This is a genomic window from Amycolatopsis echigonensis (assembly GCF_014174495.1).
Taxonomy (GTDB): domain Bacteria; phylum Actinomycetota; class Actinomycetes; order Mycobacteriales; family Pseudonocardiaceae; genus Amycolatopsis; species Amycolatopsis echigonensis.
The window spans coordinates 14,867-34,989 of the sequence record NZ_JACJHR010000087.1; the positions used below are offsets into that span (position 1 = coordinate 14,867).

Annotated in this window: 19 protein-coding genes; 15 read left to right on the forward strand and 4 right to left on the reverse strand. The window is 66.1% G+C overall.

The annotated features are described in order from the left end of the window. Positions 1-104: 104 nt before the first annotated feature. The 4 genes from H5411_RS38380 to H5411_RS38395 all read left to right on the forward strand — a co-directional run bounded on the left by H5411_RS38380 (position 105) and on the right by H5411_RS38395 (position 4,537). The gene (locus H5411_RS38380) at positions 105-425 is read left to right on the forward strand and encodes a 2Fe-2S iron-sulfur cluster-binding protein (RefSeq protein WP_110341590.1); all 321 of its coding nucleotides are present in this window, start codon (positions 105-107) and stop codon (positions 423-425) included. A 17-nt stretch (positions 426-442) separates the two neighbouring features. Then, positions 443-1,831 (forward strand): cytochrome P450, encoded by a 1,389-nt coding sequence (locus H5411_RS38385; protein WP_110341387.1) that lies wholly within the window; start codon positions 443-445, stop codon positions 1,829-1,831. Then, positions 1,828-3,030: an NAD(P)/FAD-dependent oxidoreductase gene (locus tag H5411_RS38390; RefSeq protein WP_110341385.1), complete on the forward strand. Its 1,203-nt coding sequence runs from the start codon at positions 1,828-1,830 to the stop codon at positions 3,028-3,030. Before H5411_RS38385 ends, H5411_RS38390 begins: the two co-directional genes overlap by 4 nt. An 895-nt stretch (positions 3,031-3,925) precedes the next feature. Further along, positions 3,926-4,537 carry a TetR/AcrR family transcriptional regulator gene (locus H5411_RS38395; RefSeq protein WP_009156875.1) on the forward strand — a complete coding sequence of 204 codons (612 nt, stop codon included), beginning with the start codon at positions 3,926-3,928 and terminating at the stop codon, positions 4,535-4,537. Here H5411_RS38395 and H5411_RS38400 read toward each other — a convergent pair. From H5411_RS38400 to H5411_RS38410, 3 genes are read right to left on the reverse strand one after another with little or no spacing between them, the layout of a single operon-like run. Then, the gene (locus H5411_RS38400; RefSeq protein WP_110341383.1) at positions 4,446-4,970 is read right to left on the reverse strand and encodes an AMP-binding enzyme; all 525 of its coding nucleotides are present in this window, start codon (positions 4,968-4,970) and stop codon (positions 4,446-4,448) included. The two genes, H5411_RS38395 and H5411_RS38400, sit on opposite strands and share 92 nt — an antisense overlap. Positions 4,971-5,000: 30 nt before the next feature. Then, positions 5,001-5,483, reverse strand: coding sequence for a helix-turn-helix domain-containing protein (locus H5411_RS38405; RefSeq protein ID WP_183126627.1), 483 nt, complete (start codon positions 5,481-5,483; stop codon positions 5,001-5,003). Next, positions 5,441-6,889, reverse strand: a complete 1,449-nt coding sequence (locus H5411_RS38410) for a sigma-54-dependent Fis family transcriptional regulator (RefSeq protein WP_183126628.1) — start codon at positions 6,887-6,889, stop codon at positions 5,441-5,443. Before H5411_RS38410 ends, H5411_RS38405 begins: the two co-directional genes overlap by 43 nt. 329 nt (positions 6,890-7,218) lie before the next feature. On the opposite strand from H5411_RS38410, the gene H5411_RS38415 reads away from it, so the two are divergent. The 11 genes from H5411_RS38415 (at position 7,219) to H5411_RS38465 (ending at position 19,353) form a co-directional block, all read left to right on the forward strand. Beyond that, a complete protein-coding gene (locus tag H5411_RS38415) occupies positions 7,219-7,575 on the forward strand; it encodes a VOC family protein (RefSeq protein ID WP_199542770.1) in 357 nt (118 codons plus the stop codon). 29 nt (positions 7,576-7,604) lie between these two features. Then, positions 7,605-8,789 (forward strand): LLM class flavin-dependent oxidoreductase, encoded by a 1,185-nt coding sequence (locus H5411_RS38420; protein WP_110341379.1) that lies wholly within the window; start codon positions 7,605-7,607, stop codon positions 8,787-8,789. 82 nt (positions 8,790-8,871) lie between these two features. Next, positions 8,872-10,038, forward strand: a complete 1,167-nt coding sequence (locus H5411_RS38425) for an acyl-CoA dehydrogenase family protein (RefSeq protein ID WP_110341377.1) — start codon at positions 8,872-8,874, stop codon at positions 10,036-10,038. Continuing rightward, positions 10,035-11,096 carry an acyl-CoA dehydrogenase family protein gene (locus H5411_RS38430; protein ID WP_110341375.1) on the forward strand — a complete coding sequence of 354 codons (1,062 nt, stop codon included), beginning with the start codon at positions 10,035-10,037 and terminating at the stop codon, positions 11,094-11,096. Before H5411_RS38425 ends, H5411_RS38430 begins: the two co-directional genes overlap by 4 nt. After that, positions 11,089-11,889 carry an enoyl-CoA hydratase/isomerase family protein gene (locus H5411_RS38435; RefSeq protein WP_110341373.1) on the forward strand — a complete coding sequence of 267 codons (801 nt, stop codon included), beginning with the start codon at positions 11,089-11,091 and terminating at the stop codon, positions 11,887-11,889. Before H5411_RS38430 ends, H5411_RS38435 begins: the two co-directional genes overlap by 8 nt. A 14-nt stretch (positions 11,890-11,903) precedes the next feature. After that, positions 11,904-13,217, forward strand: a complete 1,314-nt coding sequence (locus H5411_RS38440) for a bifunctional 3,4-dihydroxy-2-butanone-4-phosphate synthase/GTP cyclohydrolase II (RefSeq protein WP_110341371.1) — start codon at positions 11,904-11,906, stop codon at positions 13,215-13,217. After that, the gene (locus H5411_RS38445) at positions 13,214-13,732 is read left to right on the forward strand and encodes a flavin reductase family protein (RefSeq protein ID WP_110341369.1); all 519 of its coding nucleotides are present in this window, start codon (positions 13,214-13,216) and stop codon (positions 13,730-13,732) included. The genes H5411_RS38440 and H5411_RS38445 overlap by 4 nt, the downstream gene beginning before the upstream one ends. A 52-nt stretch (positions 13,733-13,784) precedes the next feature. Then, positions 13,785-15,419, forward strand: a complete 1,635-nt coding sequence (locus tag H5411_RS38450) for a long-chain fatty acid--CoA ligase (RefSeq protein WP_233520114.1) — start codon at positions 13,785-13,787, stop codon at positions 15,417-15,419. Between the two features lie 38 nt (positions 15,420-15,457). Next, positions 15,458-16,240 carry an N-acyl homoserine lactonase family protein gene (locus H5411_RS38455; protein ID WP_110341365.1) on the forward strand — a complete coding sequence of 261 codons (783 nt, stop codon included), beginning with the start codon at positions 15,458-15,460 and terminating at the stop codon, positions 16,238-16,240. Positions 16,241-16,771: 531 nt separating this feature from the next. After that, a complete protein-coding gene (locus tag H5411_RS38460) occupies positions 16,772-17,875 on the forward strand; it encodes a zinc-binding dehydrogenase (protein WP_110341363.1) in 1,104 nt (367 codons plus the stop codon). Positions 17,876-17,913: 38 nt separating this feature from the next. Then, positions 17,914-19,353, forward strand: a complete 1,440-nt coding sequence (locus tag H5411_RS38465; RefSeq protein WP_110341362.1) for an aldehyde dehydrogenase family protein — start codon at positions 17,914-17,916, stop codon at positions 19,351-19,353. A gap of 109 nt (positions 19,354-19,462) precedes the next feature. Here H5411_RS38465 and H5411_RS49445 read toward each other — a convergent pair whose 3' ends face one another. Beyond that, positions 19,463-19,942: a flavin reductase gene (locus tag H5411_RS49445; protein WP_110341361.1), complete on the reverse strand. Its 480-nt coding sequence runs from the start codon at positions 19,940-19,942 to the stop codon at positions 19,463-19,465. Positions 19,943-20,123: the final 181 nt, after the last annotated feature.

Consider the following 20,123-nt stretch of genomic DNA (forward strand, 5'->3'; position numbering starts at 1 on the left):
CGAACTCACAACAGGATGGCGCGGCTTCGACATGGCCTTGTCGGACGCCGACGACAATCATGAAGGAAGTGTCCGTCTTGTGGTCAAGAGTGGGGTAGTTGTCGATGGCAGTCGTTACTTTCGTGTCGCACGACGGGGAGAAGCACGAGGCGCCCCTCGAGGAGGGCTGCTCGCTGATGCAAGTCGCGACGAACAACGCCATTCCGGGCATCGATGGCGACTGCGGCGGAGAGGCCGCCTGCGGCACCTGCCACGTGATCGTGGATCCTGCCTGGGCCGACAAGGTCGGCCCGTCCGGTCCGGTGGAAGAGGAGATGCTGTCGATGAACCCCGAGCGACAGGCGACGTCTCGGCTGTCCTGCCAGATCAAGGCCTCCGAGTCATGGGATGGCCTGACCGTGCAACTGCCCGAATTCCAGATGTAGCAGGAGGTGTCGACGAGATGAAGATCCCTGAAGCAGTCAAGAGGAAGGTCGAGGCCGCCATCCCGCTGGATCGACAGGTCCAGGCCGCACACCTCTACGACAAGGGCCGACGCTGGCTGACCCGCACGAACGGGCAGAAGATGTTCGTCGAACGCCCGATCCCGCCGGTCGAAGAAGTCGCGCTCGAAGACATCGACCTCAGCAACCCGTTCCTCTACCGGCAGGGGCGCTGGGCCTCCTACTTCAAGCGCCTACGCGACGAGGCCCCGGTCCACTACCAGCCTCACAGTCCCTTCGGACCGTTCTGGTCGGTCACGCGTCACGCCGACATCATTGCGGTGGACAAGAACCACGAGGTCTTCTCCGCGGAACCTCTCATTGTCATCGGGGCGCCGCCGCGGTTCATGGACATCGCGATGTTTATTGCCATGGACCCGCCCAAGCACGACGTTCAGCGCCGCGCCGTCCAAGGGGTGGTGGCTCCGAAGAACCTCCGCGAGATGGAGGGCCTCATTCGCGAGCGCGTCAGGGACGTCCTGGACAACCTGCCCGTCAACGAACCCTTCGACTGGGTGAGCACCGTGTCGATCGAGCTCACCGCCCGCATGTTGGCGACGCTACTGGACTTCCCCTTCGAGCAGCGGCACAAGCTCGTCGAGTGGTCAAACCTGGCCACCTCGATGGAGCAGGCCAACGGAGGCCCCTCCGACAACGACGAGCTGTTCCGCGGCATGGTGGGCATGGCGCGTGGACTCAGCACATTGTGGCATGACAAGGCCGCCCGCCTCGCGGCCGGTGAAGAGCCCGGGTTCGACCTCATCACCATGCTGCAGAGTAATGAGAGCACCAAGGATCTGATCAAGCGTCCCATGGAGTTCGCCGGCAACCTGATCCTGCTCATCGTCGGGGGCAACGACACAACGCGCAACTCGATGAGTGGTGGCGTTCTCGCGCTGAACCAGTTCCCCGACCAGTTCGAGAAGCTCAAGGCCAATCCGGACCTGATCCCGAACATGGTCTCAGAGATCATCCGCTGGCAGACTCCGCTTGCCTACATGCGCCGGATCGCCAAGACCGACACCGTGCTCAACGGCCAGTTCATCCGTAAGGGTGATAAGGTGGTGATGTGGTATGCGTCCGGCAACCGCGATGAGACTGTGTTCGAGCGACCGGACGAGTTGATCATCGACCGGCCCAACGCCCGCAACCACATCGCTTTCGGGTTCGGCGTGCACCGGTGCATGGGCAACCGGTTGGCCGAGCTGCAGCTGCGGATCCTCTGGGAGGAGATCCTCCCGCGCTTCGAGAGGATCGATGTAGTCGGGGAGCCGGAATACGTCCAGTCCAACTTCGTTCGGGGCATCAGCAAGCTGATGGTCGAGCTCACCCCCAAGGGCGCCGGATGAGCTCAGCGCGCGCGGTGGTGGTGGGTGCCAGTCATGCCGGGGCGCAGCTGGTCACCAGCCTCCGCCAGGAGGGCTGGTCCGGTGAGATCGTGCTGGTCGGTGACGAGTCGGTGCTGCCCTACCAGCGACCTCCTCTGTCGAAGGCTTACCTCGCTGGCAAGTGCTCGCTGACGGAGTTGGCCATTCGCTCCCAGGACTTCTACCTCAAGCAGGGCATCGAGTGCCTGGACGCCTGCGTGGAGGAGATCGATCGTTCGGCTCGCCAGGTCCTGCTCAGCACGGGGGACAGACTGTCCTATGACGCCCTGGCTCTCTGCACCGGCGCACGCCCACGACGCCTGCGCGCCGCCGGCACCCAGCTCGATGGGGTGCACTACCTACGTCGGTCATCTGATGTGCAGCGGATCCGCGAGGACGCCATCCCCGGACGGCGTGCCGTCATCGTCGGTGGTGGCTACATCGGCCTGGAGACCGCCGCGTCGTTGCGCGCGCTGGGTCTTGACGTCACCGTGCTGGAGGCCGCAGACCGTGTCCTCGAGCGGGTGACCGCTCCTGAGGTGTCGGCATTCTTCACGCGCGTCCACCAACATGAGGGAGTCGACGTGCGGACGAGCGCATCGGTCGAGGCGCTGGTCGGTGACCACCGCGTCCGCGAGGCGGTCCTGGCGAGCGGCGAGCTTATGGCAGCCGATCTCGTGATCATCGGGGTCGGTATCGAGCCGACCACGGAACTGGCCGAGGCAGCCGGCCTGGCGGTGGACGACGGGATCTTGATCGACGCGCACGCGCGCAGCAATGATCCCACCATTGTGGCCGCCGGGGACTGCGCCTCGCAGGACATGCCACGCTACGGCCGACGGATCCGCCTGGAGTCGGTGCCGAGCGCGGTGGAGCAGGCGAAGGTGGCAGCGGCGACCATCTGTGGAACGGACAAGGAGGTCACGGCGCTCCCGTGGTTCTGGTCGGATCAGTATGACCTCAAGCTCCAGATCGCGGGACTCAACACGGGCTATGACGACATCGTCCTGAGCGGTGACCCGACCGCCGACCGCGATTTCACCTGCTACTACCTCCGGAAGGGCGAGCTGATAGCCGCTGACTGTGTCAACCGTCCCCGGGACTTCATGACCACCAAGCGCATGCTCGGCCAGGGGACCGCAGTCGATATGGCCGCCCTGACAGCAGAGGTTGCGGTGTGACGAAGGGGGCCGACCGCTGACCGTGGTCACCACCGAGGCACCGCCCAGTGCGGCGAACAAGGATGACTTGGATGTCGACAGCGTGGACGGCGATGGGGCTTCTGTCTAACATCCTGGGCGTCCGTGAATCGCGTCGGTTGCAGACGTGAGGCACGTCCCCAGAGACGCACGCGGTCCTGCATGGTGGCTGGTGTTGCTCGTTCGCAAACCGCTGCTGCTGGTGGCCAGGAGAGTGGACTGGCGCGGCACGGGACGCCTCGCCGAGACGGGAGGTGCGGTGCCGGCGGTCAGCCCTGTCTCCCGAACCGATCCGTTGTTCCCGGCGGAGATGATCCTGGACCAGAGGGCCGGACCCCCGGTCATAGCAAAGACGAGCCCGTTTCAGAGCAGAGCTGTCGGCTGGTGGTTTCGGCCGGCCGGCCACGTCGAGGTCGATCGTTCCAACAGCCGAGCTGGGCTCCGCGCTGCGGTCGAAGCCGTGGATCGCGCGCCCTCGTCGTCTACCCGAAAGGATCGATCACGAAGCGGCCGGAGGGAAGTCTGATGCCGCTCAAGGATCGGGTACTGTTCGCATCGCGCTGGAGACGAGACGTCAGCTCCATTGACTCCTGTTGCACAGTGGGGCGTGCAGACGATCGTGCCAGCCTACGAACGGAGGGTGGTGTTGGGCCGTCGTCGTCCGATCACGCTACTGGTCGGGGACCCGGTGCCATTCGAGTCGAGGACCTCCGAGAGTTGCCGACGACCACGGCAGTTGGTGCGGGATACTCGCGGGGCCTTGTCCAGTCGTACAGCGTCACGACCAGGGTTGCAGACGACCACGCACGGTAGCTTGATCTTGTCCAGATCGGTGACGGGAGTCGGTAGCGAGACAGAGATCGCTACCCTGTCTTTCATGCGGGCACACTCCATGCGTGAACGGTTCAGGGAGCACATGCGCTCGGCTGTCCTCGAGGCTGCCCACGACTTGATCATCGACCGCGGCTGGGACCGGGTGCGCATGGGGGAGGTGGCGGACCGAGCCGGGGTGTCGCGGGCAGCTCTCTACAAGGAGTTCGGTGACAAGGCCGGCCTCGGAGAAGCCGTCGTGCTTCGGGAAGCCTCACGCTTCCTGGAGGGCATCCAGGGGGCGCTGGAGGCGCACGTCGGCGATGCGAAGCGCGGCATCGCTGCAGCCGTCGACTACACCTTGGACGAGGCGGGGCGTAGCCCCCTGCTCAAGGCGGTGCTCATCTCCAACCGCGACCTGAATGGGGGGAGCCAAGCGTCCACGGGGATGCTCCCACTGCTCACAACTTCCGCGCGACTCCTCGACCTCGCCTCCGACACCCTGGCCGGATGGGTCGCGGAGAGTTACCCGAGTCTTCCCGAAAACGACGTCATCGACGCGGCCGACACCATGGTCCGCCTGACAGTCAGTCACCTGGCCCTGCCCAGATGGGACCGAACCGCGACAGCACGCAAGATCTCAGAGGTCGCGGTCCGGTTCCTCTCCCTCGAATCGTGACCTGCGCCGGATTGGCACGACGGGAGCAGTCTGAACTGAGCTCAGCGGCGTACTGCGTGTTCGTCTGCGCCCTGCTGCTGACGTAGCACCGTCTAGAGAACCTTGCCGGCGCTGTGCGGTGCAACTCGGCCACGAACTCGACCCGGGTAGGGCACTTGAAGTGGGCAAGCCGCTCCCGGGCGTACGCGATGAGCTCCTCGGCCGTCGTCTCGGCGGCGTTCTGGAGCGCCACGGTGGCCACTGGCGTCTCGCCCCAGTGGACGTCGGGGACGCCGACGACGGCCACTTCACGGACGGCCGGGTGCCGGTAGAGCTCCTGCTCGACGGTGTCTCCGACGGGCCCCAGCCAGGGTGCCGATCCGGGCGCCGTGTCCTTGAGCGTCTTCGGAGCCAGCACCGTCGCTGGCCTCAGCGCGGCCGTCCGCCGATCCATCCGTCGACGCAGCGCGCTTCTCCGCCGCGATCAGCGAGCTGGTCCTCGACGGTCTCGCGACACCTGGCAGTGGGACTGTCCGATAAGTTGATCAGATAGCCCCATCTGGAGTTCCTGGGCGGTGGAGACGCCGAGGGTACGGATCTTGCGGTACAGGGTGGCGCGGCCGATGCCCAAGATTCTCGCCGCTTGTGTCCGGTTGTTCCCGACGCTGGCTAGTGTTTCGATGATCAGTTCGCGCTCCGACTGCTCCATTACGGATAATTGTCGTTGGTGTGCACGTTTGAGCACCCAGGTCGGTAGGTGGTGCGGTTGGATCTCCTGGCCATGGCTGGCGTTGAGTGCGGCGGCAAGGGCGTCTCGTAACTCGGCGATGTTGCCCGGCCATGGGCTACGCATCAGGGCTTGTAGCGTTGGCAGGCTGCAGTGTGCGGTGGGTTGGCCGGCGAGTTCCGTGAGCAGGACCGACGTCAGGTCGGCGATGTCCTCGATGTGCTGGGCCAGCGGCGGCACCCACAGGTGGTGCGGGTAGGATGCGAGGGCTTGTTCGAGCCGCTCATGGGTGTGGGTCGTGGTTTGGGCGGTGACGATGAGTCGTCCGGTTGTCGATGCGGAGGCGGGATGGGGCTCGTCGCCGCGAGGGCCCGCAGCTGCGCCTGCGCCTGTGTCGGAAGGTATTCGATTCGCCGTACGATGACGTTGTCGCCTTGCCCAAGGGTATCGTTGGTCCGGATGATCAGGTCCTTGGGTGCGGTCTCGGTGGGGTCGGCGGCGTTGAAAACGCGCAGTCCCCGGGCGGGGCTGGACAGTTCGTGCAGGTACTTGGCCAGGTAGAGCTTGCCTGTGCCCGGTTCGCCGGTGATCGCTACCGGATCGGGGAGCTGAGCCAGTTCCTGGATTCGCGTGGTGACGCGGCGCCACTGTGGGCTGCGTCCCGCTGGAGGTGTGCAGCCGGTGCCGGTGGGCGTCGCGGATGGGCGGTAGCCCGTGCTGAGGTGGCGAGGCCGGATCGGATCGAGGTACACCACGACCCCAGCGGGGTCGTGGGAGGCGGTCGTGACGGATTGGCACCGGACACGGTACCGCCCGTGCGTGAGGTCCACGCTTACTTCGGAGCGCTGGGTACGAGCCAACTGTGTGGACGCGTCCCAGAGTACCGCCTGGTCTTGGGGTGTGAGATTGCCGCTGGCGATGGGGTTGGTGAGGATCATGTTCGGGTTGAGGCCGAGTATGGCGCCTCGATGCAGACGGCGGGCACGGGTGAACGCCTCGACGAGGGCGACGTCGGCGGGGGACGACAGGTGGCTCAACCGGGTTTCGATGTGCTGTACCGATTCGGAGAGCAGAGCGGGGATGAGCGGGTTGTAGTCGTCAGCGAGGCAGGTGATGTCGAGAACTCCCTCGACGGCTCGGGTGACCGGGTTGTGGATGGGGACCCCAACGCACGACAGGTGGCGTAGGAAGTCCGCGTAGTGTTCTTCGCCGCGAACCGCGACCGTTCGAGCTTCCTCCAGGACTGTGCCTAACCCGTTAGTGCCGGCGTACTCCTCCGCGAAGGCGAACCCGGGGGCCGCGTATGCGTTGTCCAATGCACTGTACAGCGGCTTCTCGCCAACCCAGCGCCGCACGATCCTCGCCTGCCGGTCGGCGAGCAGGATGCTGGTGGAGGTGTCGGCCAGGGAACTGGCGAGACGTTCTACCACCGGCGTGGCCGCCTTCAGCAGTCGGCTGTCACTGTCGAAGTCCGGATCGTAGGGTAGTTCAGCCTTCTTGTCAGGGGCTATTCCGCAGGCTGCGGACCGGCGCCATGACAGCGCGATCTCGGCACGTACGGACAGCTGTGGGGACTCGCGGCGTGCCTCAGGTGTGGCCGTCCCGCCTGAGGCACGGCCACCGAGTGTGACTGAGGTGGGCTCCATTGCCTGCACTCCATCGTCCACGGGGGTGTGACGTGATGGTCCAACCAGAGTAGCGCGGAATCCCGTTGGCCCGATTGTCTCACTTTGAGACACAGGTCACCTTTGCTTGACGCGGCTTGAGTGGGCTCCGCCCAGAAGTCGTTGACCTGAACCTTCGGCCATCATGTGCCCGACACGCTGCGAAAACGCGCGGTCGATCCCTCGGCCAGACGCGAGGCAGGGTCGTCGTCTCACATTGATACGGCGTGCTCGTCCGCGTGGCGGGTAACAATCTGTTTCCACAGGTGAAACCTCGGCCAAACTCGCGAGATCGGACGAATGGAGTGTTTGTGGCTGATTCGAAGTGTGATTTGCGGTCTATCCTGCTCCCCGCGTCCGATTTGGAAAGTTCATTGGCCTTTTATCGAGATGGGTTGGGGCTCGGTGTCCGGATGCGGGATCGGGACGACTATGCCGAACTCTCCGCCGGGTCGATAAAGCTCGCCTTGGCGACTCCGGCTGACCATCCGGTGCCGGAGTCGGCGTTGCCGGTGTTCCGGAGCGACGACGTCTCGGTTGCGGTGTCCCGACTGCTGGCGGCCGGTGCGACGGTGTTGTCCGGGCCGGTTGAGGGGGCGCACGAGATTCGGGCGGTATTGCGGGACCCCAGCGGGAACCCTTTCGTGGTCTACCGAAGCCGGGCTTGACCAGTTAACCGATGTGAGGAGTAAGTCTTATGAAGGAGATTTTGTTCTACCTGCCGGCCGTGGGCAGTTATGACCAGATGAAGAAGGGCTTCGCTGGGGTCAACGACAAGAACTACCAGAACATGCTCTTCCAGATCACCAAGCAGGCGCAACTGGCTGACGATCTCGGGTACTGGGGCGTCGCGTTTACGGAGCACCATTTCCACATCGAAGGCTTCGAGGAGTCGAACAACCCGATCCTGCTCGATCTGTACATCGCGATGCAGACACAGCGGATCAAGGTCGGGCAGATGGCGAACGTGCTGCCGTTCCAGAATCCGATTCGGCTGGCCGAGGACCTCGCGATGCTCGACCAGATGACGCGCGGACGCTCCTTCGTCGGGATCGCCAGGGGGTATCAGAAGCGGTGGGCGGACGTGCTCGGGCAGACGTACCACGTCGGCGCCACGTCCTCCGACAAGTCGGAACGCGATGTGGCCAACCGCAAGCGGTTCAACGAGCACTGGGAGATCATGAAGGCGCTGTGGAGCGAGCGCACGACGTCTCTGAAAACCGAGAACTGGCAGGTTCCGCCGCCGGGAATCGATTTCAATCACGAAGCGGTGAATAATTTTGGCGGTGGCCAGGACGATCAGGGCGTGATCACCGAGGTCGGTATCGCCCCGAAGCCGTACCAGAAGCCGTGGCCGCAGGTGTTCCAGCCGTTCAGCTTCAGCGAGGAGTCCTTCCGGTTCTGCGCCCGCGAGGGCATCGTCCCGATCGTGATGAACACCAATGACGAGGTCATTTCTCGGTTGCTGGACGTGTATCAGGAGGAGGCCGAGGCGGCGGGTCGCGGAGCGCTCAAGCGCGGGGAGGGGGTGGGCATCTTCCGCGACGTGCTGGTGTCACGAGACGCCGATGAGGCCCATTACTGGGCCCGACGCGGTAATGGTTTCATCTTCCCAAACTGGTTCGGGCCGATGGGCTTTGCCGAGGTGATGCGGAATCCCGGCGAGACCGGCCAGATCGGGGCCGACTACGACACCCTGTGTGAGCGTGGTTTCGAGTTCGTCGGTACGCCTGACGACATCAACCGCCAGATCGAGAAGTTGGTGTCGCAGCACGACCCCGAGTATCTGCTGCAGTGGCAATACCCCGGCCCGGTGCCGCACGACGTGCAGATGCGCAGCATCGAGCTGTGGGCCTCCGAGATCGCTCCGAACTGGCTGTGAGGCACGTGACCGCCGCGGCCGGACCATTCCCCTCGCCGACCGGCCGCGGCGGCGGATCCCTCTGTCACAACAGGAGGCACTGATGAGCAGCCGCGTTCTACCGATAGATGTGGTGCGGGTTCCGCCCGGTCTGGAACCGCTCCGGGCCGAAGTACGTACGTTTCTCGATTCCGAGATCCGGCGAGGTGCGTTCACCCCACAATGTGACTCCTGGTTGACCGGCTGGGACGAGCCGTTCTCCCGGCGGCTGGCCGAGCACGGGTGGATTGGCATGACCATTCCGCGCCGGTACGGCGGGCAGGGACGGACGGTGCTGGATCGGCAGGTGGTACTTGAAGAGCTCCTCGCCGTGGGGGCCCCGGTGGCGGCGCACTGGATCGCTGACCGCCAGACAGCGCCCTCGCTGCTGCGCTACGGCAGCGAACAGCAGCGGGCGGAGTTCCTGCCTGAGATCGCGGCGGGACGCTGTTACTTCGCCATCGGCATGAGCGAACCTGACAGCGGCTCCGACCTGGCTTCCGTGCGGACACGAGCGGTCCGAGTGGCTGGCGGTTGGCGGCTGACCGGGACGAAGGTGTGGACCAGCGGAGCACATCGGGCGCAGTGGTTCTTCGTGCTCGCCAGAAGCGCACCGGATACCGGAGATCGGCACGCCGGGCTGAGCCAGTTCATCGTGAACCTGCGTGCCGAGGGTGTCACCGTACGGCCGGTCCGGCTGCTCACCGGTGAGCACGAGTTCAACGAGGTACAGCTGGACGGAGTGTTCGTCCCGGATCGGTACGTGCTGGGTGAGATCGGCAGCGGTTGGGGCCAGGTCACCTCTGAGCTGGGTTATGAACGCAGCGGACCGGAACGCCTGCTCACCACCTTCCCCCTGCTCGCCGCGCTCGTCTCCGAGGTACGCCGACGCGCGGACCGAGACCCGGCGGCGGTCGCCGAGATCGGCGCGCTCACGTCCCGCCTGCTCACCCTGCGGCAGTTGTCGTTGTCTGTCGCCGGAATGCTCGCGGCGGGCAAACCCGCCGACGTGGCCGCCGCGCTGGTCAAGGATCTGGGCACCCGGTTCGAACAGGAGGTGGCCGAGCGGGCGCGGATGCTCGCCGACGAGATGCCGGATCCGGACGCGGCGCTGGGCACGTTCACCGGCCACCTTGTTCGCGGTCTGCTTCATTCCCCCGGATACACCCTGCGCGGTGGCACCAACGAGGTGCTGCGCGGGGTCGTCGCCAAGGCGTTGGAGCGCGCATGAACGAGGAGTTGCACGCGATCGCGGCGACCGCGGCTCAGATCTGCTCGGAGTGGACGCCGGAGGCCGCGGCCCGGTACTCAGGCGGGTGGGCTGACGAGGTATGGGACTCCTTGACAAAGGCGGAGTTCACCGTGCTGCCGGTGCCCGAGTCCTCTGGTGGGGCCGGGGCGGGGCTGGCCGAGGCCGCCGTCGTGGTGCACGAGATCGGACGCGCCGCGGTGCCGGTGCCATTGGCGGAGACGGCGCTGTTGGCAGGGTGGCTACTGGCCGCGGCCAGCCGGACGGTTCCGACCGGTCCGCTGACCGCGTCGGCGACCACGGACATGGCAGTCGACCGATGCCCCGGGGGGTACCGGTTGACGGGGAAACTGTCCAGGGTTCCCTACGGCCACCTGGCCGAGCGGGTCGCGGTGCTGCTTGACCGTGCCGAGCCGCTGGTGGCGATCCTGGACTCGCCGAGGGAAGCGTGGGAACGTGGCCGTAACCTGGCCGGAGAGCCCCGGGATACTTTGCTGCTGCAGGACACTTTCGTGCCGGGCGAGGACGTCACCGAAGTGGACGCCACGATCTCCGGCAGGGCATTTCGGGTTCGCGGTGCGCTTGGCCGGGCACTGCTGCTCAGCGGGGCCATGGAAGCCGCACTCGATTCGACGATCACCTACGCCGGGCAGCGGGAGCAGTTCGGCCGCCCGATTTCCCGGTTCCAGGCCGTCAGCCATCACCTCGCGGCGATGGCTGAGGAGGCGGCGGCCAGCACCACGGTCGCGATGTCGGCCGCCACAGCTGGTCAGCAACCGGACTGGATCCTCACGGCAGCGGCCAAGGCGCAGGCCGGTCGTGCCGCGGGCGTGGTGGCGCGACTGGCCCATCAGGTACACGGCGCGCTTGGCTTCACCGACGAGCATCCGTTGCGGCTGATCACCACCCGCTTGTGGTCATGGCGCGACGAGTTCGGCAATGAGCGGTTCTGGGAGCGGGAACTCGGCGCGGCTGCCTGCGCCGCACCAGATCTGTGGACGCTTGTGACCGACCCGGCGGAGGTGCGCGCAAATGGCTGACCTGGAGTACTCCCGGGCTGACGCGGTCGCCACCATTCTGCTCAACCGCCCCGAGCGGAAGAACGCCTTCACCCTTCAGATGGTGCGTCACTGGGCGGACGCGCTGCACGAGGCGGCCAAGGACGATCAGGTGCGGGCGGTCGTGGTGCGCGGTGCAGGCGGCGCGTTCTGCTCCGGTATCGACCTCGACGAGTTGACCTCCGTGGATCCGGCGCCGCTGTCGCGTCGGCGGATGCTCACCGACGAGGTACACCGGGTGGCACGCGCCCTGGAGGACCTGGACAAACCGGTGATCGCGGCGGTACAGGGGACCGCGGTGGGCGCCGGTCTGGACATGGCGCTGATGTGCGACATCCGTCTGGTCGGCGAGTCGGCCCGGTTGAGCGAAGGCTACATTCACGCGGGCCTCATCCCAGGCGATGGTGGCTGCCTGTGGCTTCCCCGGCTGGTCGGCGTTGCCCGCGCACTCGAACTCCTGCTCACCGGCGACGTGGTAGACGGCCCGAGGGCGGAGCGAATCGGACTCGCCAACCACTGCTACCCCGACGGCGAATTGCTCACCCGCACCTACGAGCTGGCCGCCCGCCTCGCGGCACTGCCCCCGGTGGCGGTCGGCTTCATCAAGCGTGCGACATACGAGTCGTTGCACCTGGACGCGCGAACGCACTTGAACATGATCGCCTCACACATGGCCGTCGTGCAATCCACGGAGGACTCGGCCGCGACGTTGGCGGCGCTGCGCGCCAAGCGGAAAACAGGTGTCAAACGATCCGAGCCCAAACTCCCAGAGTGAAACGGTGTCGACGAATGCGACAGATGCAATGTCACGAGCGGTCCGCGCGGCCGATCCAGGTGTCCGGCTCCCAGAACACCGACGAGGCCGACACGGCGGTGCGCGCGGCGGTGGCCGCCTTCGCCCGGGGCGAGTTCGTCGTCGTGATCGACGATGAGGATCGCGAGAACGAGGGTGATCTGATCATCGCGGCGGAAACCGTCACCAGTGCACAGATAGCCTTCCTGGTGCGCCACACGAGCGGCCTCGCCTGTGTGGCCATGGACGGGCAACGGCTGGACCAACTCCGCCTGGAACCGATGGTGGCCATGGGCGACGATCCCCGTGGCACCGCGTTCACCGTCTCGGTGGATCTGCGCGAGGGCACCACCACTGGCATTTCCGCCGCAGACCGAGCGTCGACAATCCGGGCACTGAGCGACCCGGCGGCCGGTCCGCACGACTTCACCCGGCCCGGCCATGTTTTCCCGCTTCGCGCTCGGCCCGGCGGCGTGCTCAAACGGGCTGGGCACACCGAGGCCGCAGTAGACTTGGCGCGGCTGGCCGGGAAGCGACCCGCCAGCGTGCTCGCTGAGATCGTCAACGACGACGGCACGGTGGCCCGCAGGCCACAGCTGGCCGCCTTCGCCCGACGTCACGGGCTCACCGTGCTCACCATCGCGGATCTGATCCGCTACCGTCAGCGCACCGAGCGCCTCGTCGAACGCACATCGCAGGCACCGTTGCCGACACCCTACGGCACCTTCGACGCGTTCTGCTACACCTCCCTGCTCGACGGCACCGAGCACCTCGCCCTCGTGGCGGGGGACGGCGCGAACCGCGACGAGGTCCTCGTCCGCGTGCACTCCGAGTGCCTCACTGGCGACGTCCTGGGTTCCGCGCGTTGCGACTGCGGGGAGCAACTACGCCAGGCGTTGCGCGAAATCGCCGAGGCAGGCAGCGGTGTCCTGGTGTACCTGCGAGGTCAGGAAGGCCGCGGCATCGGGCTCGGGCACAAGCTCCGTGCCTACACCCTGCAGGACCAGGGATTGGACACCGTCGACGCGAACCTGGCCCTTGGCCTGCCGGTGGACAGCCGCGAGTACGGTGTGGGGGCTCAGATCCTGGCCGACCTCGGCGTCCACTCGATTCGCCTGATGACCAACAATCCGGCCAAATACTCGGGGCTTTCGGGCTACGACATCACGATCGCGTCGCGCGTACCGCTCATCGTCACGGCCGGTGAGCACAACGCCGCCTATCTGATGACCAAACGAGACCGGCTGGGACACCGGCTGGATCCGGTCGGCGGCACGCCGACAACCGCCCGGGAGCAGTCGCAGCCATGACCGAGACCACCGCACGCGGCCAACAGGGCCCTCCGGCGCATGAGACGTTCGCGGCGCAGTTTCGCGATGCGATGTCCCGGTTCCCCAGCGGAGTCACCATCGTGACCACGACCGACCACTGCGGAGCGCGGTGGGGATTCACCGCGAGCGCCTTCTGCTCCGTATCCGCGGAACCGCCGCTGGTGCTGGCCTGTCTGGCCGTCTCCGCCGACAGCTACCGTGCCTTCCGCACCTCAAGCAAGTGGGTGGTCAATATCCTCGGCGAAGAGCATGCTCCCCTGGCGAAACGGTTTGCCACCAAGGGAGCGGACAAGTTCGCCGGTGGCGAATTCGACACGGACGCCGACGGTCTGCCGGTGTTGCCAGAGGCGGTGGCCTCCCTGGTGTGCCGGACGCAGGCCCGCCACCCGGCCGGTGATCACGTGATCCTCATCGGCGAAGCGGTCAACGTGCGGCTGCGCGATCACACCCCCCTTGTCTACTACGCCCGGGACTTCGCCCGGCTTTCCGCCTGACAGCGAGGCGGAAAGCCGGTACACCCGGCACCGAGTTCGAAGGGAGAGCAGCGTGGACAGTCTCATGATGGACCGGCCGCTGCAACTGAAGACGCTGTTGTGGCGCGCGGAACGGCTCTTCGGGCACAAACAGATCATCACGCGGCGCGACGACGGCTACCGCCGCTATACCTACGCCGAATTCGGGAAGCGAGTTCGGCGGCTGGCTGACGCGCTGAACCGGCTCGGCGTACGCACCGGTGACCGGGTGGGCACGTTGGGCTGGAACACCGACCAGCACTACGAAGCCTACTTCGCGGTGCCCTGCATGGGCGTGGTGCTGCACACCATCAACATCCGGCTATCCCCGGACCAGATCGGGTACGTCATCGAACACGCCGGGGACAGCGTGCTCCTGGTCAGTCCTGAACAGCTGCCGATGCTGGAACAGATCCGCGACCGGCTCACCAATGTGAAAGCAGTGGTCGTGTTCGGGGATGGCCCGCCGCCGACGACCGCGCTGGGACCGGTCTACGGGTACGAGGAGTTGCTCGCCGACGCCGACGAGGAGATCGAGTTCCCCGATGTTGACGAGGACAGCCCAGCCGGAATGTGCTACACGTCGGGCACCACCGGGGAACCCAAGGGCGTGGTGTACAGCCACCGCAGCACCGTGCTGCACGCCCTGATCCTGTGCCTGCAGGGATCGATCGGCGTCGCCGAGCGGGAGACCTATCTCCTGGTGACGCCTATGTCCCACGTCAACTCGTGGGGCATGCCGTACGCCTGCGCCCTGCAAGGAGCATCGCTGGCGTTGCCGGGAACGCAGCCACGACCGCACCACTACCTGGAGATCATCGAGCACGCCCGAGTCAGTGTCTGCGTCGCCGCGGTGACGGTCGGCATGCTCATGCGCCAGGAACTCGAATCCGGACGGCAATCCTACGTTCTCGACTCGCTGCACACCTTGTGGCTGGGCGGCCAGGCGCCCCCGATCGGCGAGATACGGTGGTGGCAGCAAGCACACGGCGTGCACGTGTGCCAGGGCTGGGGCATGACCGAGGCGTCGCCGCTGCTCACCTTCACCACCCTCACAAGCCAGTTCACCGACCTCGACGACGAGGGGAAGTTCCGCCTGCTCGGCACCCAAGGCCAGCCGATGCCGCTCGTGGAGATCAAGCTGGTCGACGACCACGGCGAAGAGCTGCCCTGGGATGGCAAACACGCCGGGGAGATCCTCGCGCGCTCCCCCTGGGTGGCCCGCGCCTACTACCACGACACACGTTCCCAGGACAGCTTCGCTGGTGGCTGGTTCCACACCGGCGACGTCGGCGTCATCGACCAGAACGGCTACCTGTCGCTGGTCGATCGCGTCAAAGACCTGATCAAAAGCGGTGGCGAATGGATCTCGTCAGTCGATTTGGAGAACGCACTCATGGGGCATCCGGAAGTCCGGGAAGCCGCGGTGGTAGCCGCACCGGATCCGGTCTGGCTGGAGCGACCGATCGCCATCGTCGCCACCAACTCGCCGGTGGCGTCCGACGATCTCACCGAATTCCTCCGTGAGAAGTTCCCCAAGTTCTGGTTGCCGGACCGCTTCGTGTTCGTCGACGAGGTACCCAAGACCGGAGTCGGAAAATTCGACAAGAAGCTGCTCCGTCAACAAATTGCCGCCGGAAACAACCACAGCACGGACAAGACCCCCTGACGCGAAACCAAGTCAAGACGACACCAAGGAGAAACGACATGAACACGGGAACAGCCAACCGGATGTGGGCTTTGCCGGGGGCGGAATTCACACTCGACACCGGCATCATGATCGTCAACGGGCAGGGGCAGGTCACCATTCCGGTACCGTCCTTTCTCATCGAACACGACCGGGGGCTGGTCCTGTTCGACACCGGCATCGCGTTTGAGGCGGCCAAGGACCCGCACGCCGTCTACGGCGACCTCGCGGACGTCGTCGGACTCGCCTACGGACCGGAGGACCGTGTGGACCGGAAACTCGAGGCGCTTGGCTACAAGCCCTCGGCCATCGATCACGTGATCGTCTCGCACGCGCATTTCGACCATGCCGGCGGCATCCGGCTCTTCCCCGACGCTCAGCTGTACATCGGTGAAGGCGACCTGCCCTACTCGTACTGGCCGTTGCCCGCGGCCAAACCCTTCTTCCGGACCGCGGATTTCGACACGACGCGTGACTGGAAATGGAACCAGCTCTCGACGGATCATGACCTGTTCGGCGACGGCAGCATCGTCATCCACCGCATGCCAGGTCACACCCCCGGCAACACTAGCGTGCTGGTGCGGCTGCCCAACCAGACGTTCCTGCTCACCGGTGACACCGTCCACCTCCGCCAGGCCCTCACCGAAGACCTTCCGATGCCGTCGGACTACAACACCTTGCAGGCGGTCCGCTCGATCCGTCGCCTCAAGCAGCTCGCGAGGGCGCACGATGCCACGGTGTGGATCTCCCACGATCCCGAGGACTGGGCGACGCTCAAGCACGCACCCGCTTGCTACGACTGACACCATGGCTGTTCTCGTCGAATACTCGTGCACGTCGTGCCGTGCACGACACGAAGCATGGGTGGAACACCCAATCCCCGCGGCCACCAGCTGCGTGCGGTGCGCGCGCCCAGCACGCCGCCGGTTCGGAGGTGCGCTGTTGCGCGGTACACCCTCAACCGACGTCGCCCGGCAGCCTGGCGGCACAAGCTGCCAGCACGGACCAAGCATCCCCGGTGCTTGCACGCTCCTCCCGACAGCGGCACGCTCACTGGCCGCACGCGCTCGCGGGGACAATCGAGCTCTGGAAGCGGAGATCGCCCACCAGGAAGCCGCCATCGCCGCGGGAACGCTCGACCCCACCGCGACGCCGGTCACGCCGTACCACGGCCACCAGCCGCCGCCGACTACCGCTCCCAGAAACGACTCCTCACCAGGACCCGGCGTGTAGCGAAACGGAACCCTTGCGACTCACCGCGGGACCGCGCCGCCAGTAGGCCTGTCGCCTGTTCCGCGGGCCCCGCAACAGGCCTGGCGAGAAAGGAAGAATACATGTTCGAGGGCCGGATCGCGCAATTCAACGCACCCGAGCAGCCATTTGAGCTGCGGCGCGTCGCGCTACCGTCGATTGGACCGGACGAAGTGCTGGTGAAGGTACACCGAGCCAACATCTGCGGCTCAGACCTGCACGCCTGGCACGGTTCGTTCGTCACCCGCGGGCTCGGCGGGACGCTACCAACCGTGCTCGGCCACGAGATGGTCGGTTCGGTGGCCGCAACCGGCGAACGAGTCACCGAGGACTCCAACGGCGCGCCGGTGCAGACGGGCACACGGGTGGTTTTCCCCTACTTCTTTCCCTGCCACCGGTGTCGGAGCTGCCTGGCGGGACGGCGCGTGTCCTGTCAGAAGCTGACGATGGCCATGCTCGGCGACGCCAGCAGACCACCCTACTTCGTTGGTGGCTACGGTGACTACTTTCTGCTCCCCGCCGGCGCGGTGCTCTACACCGTGCCGGACACGCTGCCTGACGAAGTGGTGTCGGGGGTCAACTGTGCGCTGTCGCAGATGATCTACGGACTGGAGCGAGCCGACCTGAGCTTTGGCGAACGCGTCATCATACAGGGGGCCGGCGGGCTCGGGCTGTTCGCGACGGCGGTTGCCCGCGCCCGCGGGGCCGCGCAGGTCATCGTGGTCGACGCGGTCCCCGAGCGGTTGGAACTGGCCCGCGCATTCGGAGCTGACGAGGTGATCAGCCTCGCTGATCATCCCGATCCGGCGGATCGTATCCGGCGGGCGCGCAAGTTGACCGACGGCGGCGCGGACGTGGTGGTAGAGGTGGTCGGCACCCCGGCCGTGGTGCCGGAAGGCCTGAAGATGCTCGCCCAGAGCGGCCGGTACCTGGAAGTCGGCAACATCAACATGGGACAAACCTACGCAGCCGACCCATCCCGGCTGGTCACCGCGAACAAGAGCATCATCGGCGTCTCGCTGTACGAACCCACAGCGCTGAGCCAAGCGCTCTCCTTTCTCGCGGCCAACCAGCACCGGCTCCCGCTGGACCAGTTCGCCACCACGACGTTTCCCCTGGAAGACATCAACGCGGCGTTCGCCGCAGCGGACAGCCGCAAGGTCGTGCGCGCCAGCATCGTGATGTGAGACCACAGCAACGACCATCGACCGGGAAGGCCGCAGCATTGGACCAGCACGACAGAACACAGCACTACATCGGCGGGCAATGGGTGCAACCCAGCGGGACAGACCGCATCGCCGTGGTCAACCCGGCCACCGAGCAGGTCATCGGACACGTGCCGGCCGGAACCGTCGACGACGTCGACCGTGCGGTGACAGCGGCGCGGAACGCGTTCGATCCCGGTGTGTCCATGGCCGAGTGCCGAGACCGGGTGGCCCGGCTGGTCGCGGCACTGGAGCCCCGACTGCCGGACATCGCCACCACCATCGGACAGGAGATCGGCGCGCCACTGAAGGTGCAGCGCGGTGTGCAGACCGCCGTGCCCATGGCGATCGCCAGCAGCTATCGGGACCTGCTCGAGGAAACGAACTTCGAAGAGCAGGTCGGCAACTCATTGGTGATCCGGGAGCCCTACGGGGTGGTCGGGGCCATCACACCGTGGAACTACCCGCTGTATCAGGTGGTCGCGAAAGTGCTGCCGGCTGTCGCGGCGGGATGCACCGTCGTCCTCAAGCCAAGCGAGGTGGCGCCCCTGTCGGTGTACCAGTTCGTGGAGGCGGCACACGAGGCTGGCCTACCGCCGGGAGTCCTGAACCTGGTGACGGGATATGGACCAGAGGTCGGCGAGGCGGTAGCCGGTCATCCCGGAGTCGACCTCGTCTCCTTCACCGGTTCGACGGCGACCGGCAGGCGCGTCGCCTCGATCGCCGCGGACACCATCAAGAAGGTATGCCTCGAACTCGGCGGAAAGTCCGCCAACATCATCCTCGACGACGCCGACCTCGACACCGCCGTCAAAGTCGGCGTGGGCAACGCATTCCTCAACTCCGGCCAGACCTGCGCGGCATGGACCCGGATGCTCGTGCCCGAATCACGCTACGACGAGGCGCTCCTGCTCGCCCGCCAGGCCGCACAACGCTACACCGTCGGAGACCCGTTCGACCCAGCGACCAGACTCGGCCCGCTGGCCTCACAGACCCAGCAAGCACGCGTCCGCGGGTACATCGAACGTGCCGTCGCGGACGGAGCCCGACTCGTCACCGGCGGCCCCGAGCCCGCACGCGAGCGCGGCTACTTCATCGCCCCCACCGTGCTCGCCGACGTGCACAGCGCCTCCGAACTAGCACAACAGGAAGTCTTCGGACCAGTACTGGCCGTCATGAGCTACCGCGATGACGACGAGGCACTCCGGATCGCCAACGACACGATGTACGGGCTCTCCGGCGCCATCTGGTCGGCGGACCACCGGCGCGCGATCGCCCTCGCCCGCCAGATACAGACCGGGCAGCTCGACATCAACGGCGCCCCCTACAACCCACGCGCACCATTCGGTGGCTACAAGAAGTCCGGCATCGGCCGCGAACTCGGTCCCGCCGGCCTCGAGGAATATCTCCAGACAAAATCAGTCCAGCTGCCGGACTCGGTCATCAGCCAGCAAGAGTAGTAGGGAAATCTCAGGTTTTCTGGCGCAGCCCAAAATAGAGACATTCCAGAGTTTGTCGCACCGTGGCCATGAAGGCAGGCCGCAGTGTCTGCGCCGAGTACCGTGCGCGTCACGAGCTGCCGTCGCTTCCTCGTGTCACACCGGGGCGTCGAAAATCTCCTCCGCGCGTAGACCACTGGTGTCTCGGGCCGAGTGAGTGTGTTGGATGGATGCGGCCGACCAGGATCGTATGGTCGCCGCCCCGGGTAACGCGCCTCGACCCGCACTCAACCGTCGCCACCGCATTCTGAAGGCGGGGCGTTCCAAGTACGCCCTCCTTTCGTCGCAACCGAACGGCGAAGCCGGTATGGCGCGGGCCTAGGATGCTGACGGCGAACCGGTGGGTGCGCCCGAAGGCGGAGTGACAGTCGGCCGACCTGTCGAGGCATACCAGAACAAGCGGGGACTGACGGACGGGGCCCGCGAACGCGCTCGCGGTGAAACCCAGCGACGGCCGGCCGCGTCGACGGTGGTGACTATCGTGACCCGCTGGGGAACTGGCTCGTGGCTTCCCGGAACAGCCCTTCGTCCACAAGCAGACCGCACTCACTCATGTCGCTTCTCCGGCGGCGACGAGGGTGAGGCCGAGCAGGTCCCCATCTTTCCTGCTTCGTTCGCGGGTACCGAATGTTGTGCGACGTGTGCTCGCACACCACGGGCACCCCTTCGACGATCCCTATTCCATATCCCGCGCCCTGCGCATTTGGCAGGGTCGTTGGTGAGCCGAGCCG